A 3,292-nucleotide genomic window follows, 5' to 3' on the forward strand; every position below is an offset into this window, starting at 1 on the left:
GGGCCGATCAGCAGGATCGAGTCCTCCACTGATGCCCAGACTTTCGTGCCGCGACTGGCTCCGAGGAGGTAGCCGACATCCTCCGGCGTTGGGGATTCCAGCGACGGCCGCAGCGTCCCAGCACGGTGCAGCAGTGCCTTCGCCGACGCAGCCGTCTTCACTTCCTGGCTGGTTGCGATCCCGGCGAGGCGGTGCGGATCGGTCTCGGTCTTCCTGGTGTGGTGGCGCAGCGCGATCCACAGCCACACCGTGACGGCGGCGAGCCCGCCAAGCATGACCGCGCTGACGAGCCAGTACAGGATCGGGTTGAGCCCATCGGCACCCAGCGCGGTTGCTGGGTCGGCGGGGTTGAACAGCACCCCGAGACCTGCAGCGAGGCCGGCGTCCGGTTGCGGCAGGGCGGTGAGGAACGCGGTGACGCTGCCGGCTGCGCGCAGGACGAGCGCGATGCCGAACATGCCGATCAGCCCGATGAGGGCGGCGTTGGTGAGTTCGTCGCCCATGCCGCCTGCTTGTCGCTGGTTCATGTCAGCCGCCGCACTGCGAACGTGCCCGAGATACGCCCGAGCAGGATGATCTCCTGCCCCGCGGCGTCGGGGAGGGTGTCGAGGTCGATGAGCGCGCGGGCGTCGCCGGTTCTGGCGGCGTCGGTGTGGGAGACGATCACAGCGACGGCGACATCCTCACCGGGGACGAACCCGGCGGCGGTGACCTCCATCAAGCGTGGCACCCGGCGTGCGTGACGACTCCGCCGCGTCTCCGGCACCGGCCTCTCCGGCAAGGGTGCGGCGCGGCGGGGTGCGCGGGGGCGGATGATGTCGGTGAAGACGCTCCCATCGCACTCACGTACCTCCACCCGGACCGCGACGGTTCGGTCCCTGGTGATGGCATCCATGAGCGGCCCGAACGTAGCCCGCGTCCACACGCTCTCGCCGGGTGCGGAGAATGGCCTCCCGTCGACGGTCGCGGCCAGTGTCCCGTCGGCGGCGACGATTACGAGGACATGCGGCAGCTCGACCGGCGCCGAGGTCTCGTCGTCGTTCGGGTTGGATCGGCGCAGGCTGGTGAGGTTCATCGGTGGCCTCCCGCCGCGCGGCTGCTCGTGTCGAACAGGGCGAGCTCGGCAGGGTGCAGCTGATGCTGCGTGACGAAGCCCCTGGCTTTGATCCGCCACAGGCCTTGGCCGACGCCGAGGTTCGGCAAGAGCTGCTGCTCAGTGCCGGTCAGACCGAGCGCGGTCGCGGTCGGCCCGAGCTGGTCGGACTCCTGCCGGTACACGATCCGCGTCTCGGCGTTCGCGAGTAGTGAGTTGGCCAGGGAGCGCATGGCGGAGCCTTGGTCGCCCACGTTGTCGAGGTCGGTGAGCTTGTGGAAGATCAGCATGTTCGCGATCCCGTAGTGCCTGGCGAGTCGCCAGTGCGCGTCCATCCGCCGCAGCAGCGCCGGGTGGGACATGAGCCGCCAGGCTTCGTCGTAGATCACCCACCGCTGCCCACCGTTCGGGTCGAGCAGCGCGGACTCCATCCACGCCGACGAGCACGTCATCAACACCGAGATCAGGGTCGAGTTCTCGGTGACCCGCGAGAGGTCGAGCGAAATCATCGGCAACGACGGATCGAACGCGACCGTCGAAGGCCCATCGAACAACCCGGCCAGATCACCGGCCACCAGACGGCGCAGCGCGTGGCCGACGAGACGACCGTCCTCGGCCAAACGGCCGTCGGCATCCACGCTCGGGTCGAGGATGCGGTCAACGACCATCGGCAGAATCGGCACGTCGTTCTCCCGCACCGTCTGGGTCAGGGCGATGTCGATCGCGGTGTGCTCCAACGGCGACAACCCCCGTGCGAGCACTGTCTCGGCGAGCGCACCGATCAAGTCACGACGCCGAGCCGCGACAGTGTTCGTCCACTGCTCGTCTGAGAGGCCCGCTGGCCGGTGGCCCTCGTCGAGCGGGTTCAGTCGGGTGTTGAGGCCGTGGCCGAGCACGATCGCCCTCCCACCGACGGCGTTGGCGACCGCGGTGTGCTCGCCCTTCGGGTCGCCGGGAACGTACACGCGCCGCCCGAACGGCAACGACCGCGTGTAGAGCGACTTGGCGAGGCTCGACTTCCCAGAGCCGACGATCCCGGCCAGCACCACGTTCGGGGCGGTGATGATCCCGCGCGCGTACAGCACCCACGGGTCGTAGACGAAGCTCCCACCCGAGTACAGGTCCTGACCCACGAACACCCCATCGGCACCGAGGCCACCTTCGGCGACGAACGGATACGCACCCGCCAGAGTCGCCGACGTGTCCTGATGCCGCGTCAGGCGGAACCTGCCCGGCGTCCGCAACCGAGCGGCACCTGGCTCGCCGGCCTTCGGCAGGTAGATCGTCGCGCGCCGCTCGGCCCGTTCCTGTTCGGCCTTCGCCTTCGCGGCCGCGAGCGCAGCCTTGCGCTGCTCCGCGTGGAGCCGGGCCTCTGCGCGGCGGCGCTGCTTGCGGAGCTTCCGTCGTTCCTTCGTCGGTGCCACCAGAACGGCGGTGTGCAGCCGCTCGCGATCCTGGGTCACAGCCCCAGCCCCCGCGCCTGCTTCACCGCAGCGATCTTCGCGGGCTCGAACCACGACCCATCCGGCTTCGACGGCACATCCGCTCGCTTCGGCGCGCCTGGCGAGGAGTACGACACCAGCAACTCAGGGCCGTCCCGCATCGGGGACGGCCCGGCCAGCTCGGCACCCTGAGCCTCGGCGTCAGGGTCGGTGTAGCGGCGCAGCAGCGAGACGCATCCGATGTGCGGATTGACGACCAGCGCGTAGTCGCCCGAGATCGCCACCTGGTCGTTGGTTCCCTCGCCAGGCTCGTCGTAGACGTACCCGTTCTCCAACGCGGCCTCAGTGGTCTCGTCGCCGCAATCCCACTGCGCGAGGTAGTCCACCGCATCGACATGCCCCAGCTCACCGAGGATACGCAACGGCCTGTCGGCTTCATCGCCCTGGAGGAACACCACGTTGACCCACCTGGACGGCGCGGCCTCCTCGACGGCGGGGTCAGGATGCCAGGCGATCCGGCCGGCCGCGATGAAACCCTCGGCGATCCGGTCGTAGGCCCGATCTACGAGGCTCGCCGCCTGGCGCAACTCCTCCGCAGCAGCGAGCGCCTCCCGCACGCCTGCCTCGTGGCTTCCGTCGTCGTTGAACGCGTGCGCGGCCTTGCGCTCGTGAACATCGGCGATCTGATCGAGCACCTGCCGCAGCGACCGCATCCCCGACGACAGATCGCCGATCACCCCGTACATCTGCGCGGGCT

The 3,292-nt window shown here is 69.3% G+C and carries 3 protein-coding genes and 1 pseudogene; all 4 read right to left on the reverse strand.

Annotated elements, in window-relative coordinates:
• A pseudogene (locus RT309_RS14365) lies at nucleotides 1-527 on the reverse strand (type VI secretion protein); the annotation flags it as partial.
• Nucleotides 524-1,075, reverse strand: a complete 552-nt coding sequence (locus tag RT309_RS14370; protein WP_313358133.1) for a hypothetical protein — start codon at nucleotides 1,073-1,075, stop codon at nucleotides 524-526. The pseudogene RT309_RS14365 and the gene RT309_RS14370, both read right to left, overlap by 4 nt.
• A complete protein-coding gene (locus tag RT309_RS14375; RefSeq protein WP_313358135.1) occupies nucleotides 1,072-2,556 on the reverse strand; it encodes an ATP-binding protein in 1,485 nt (494 codons plus the stop codon). The genes RT309_RS14370 and RT309_RS14375 overlap by 4 nt, the downstream gene beginning before the upstream one ends.
• The coding region (locus RT309_RS14380; protein ID WP_313358137.1) for a hypothetical protein at nucleotides 2,553-3,292 on the reverse strand (740 nt) is incomplete at its 5' end. The genes RT309_RS14375 and RT309_RS14380, both read right to left, overlap by 4 nt.

The organism is Microbacterium sp. (genome assembly GCF_032084865.1).
In the GTDB taxonomy this organism is placed as follows: domain Bacteria; phylum Actinomycetota; class Actinomycetes; order Actinomycetales; family Microbacteriaceae; genus Microbacterium.

Coding starts and splice junctions, on each gene's coding strand:
- RT309_RS14370 (WP_313358133.1), bottom strand. CDS start 1,075: ATGAACCTCACCAGCCTGCGCCGATCCAACCCGAACGACGACGAGACC.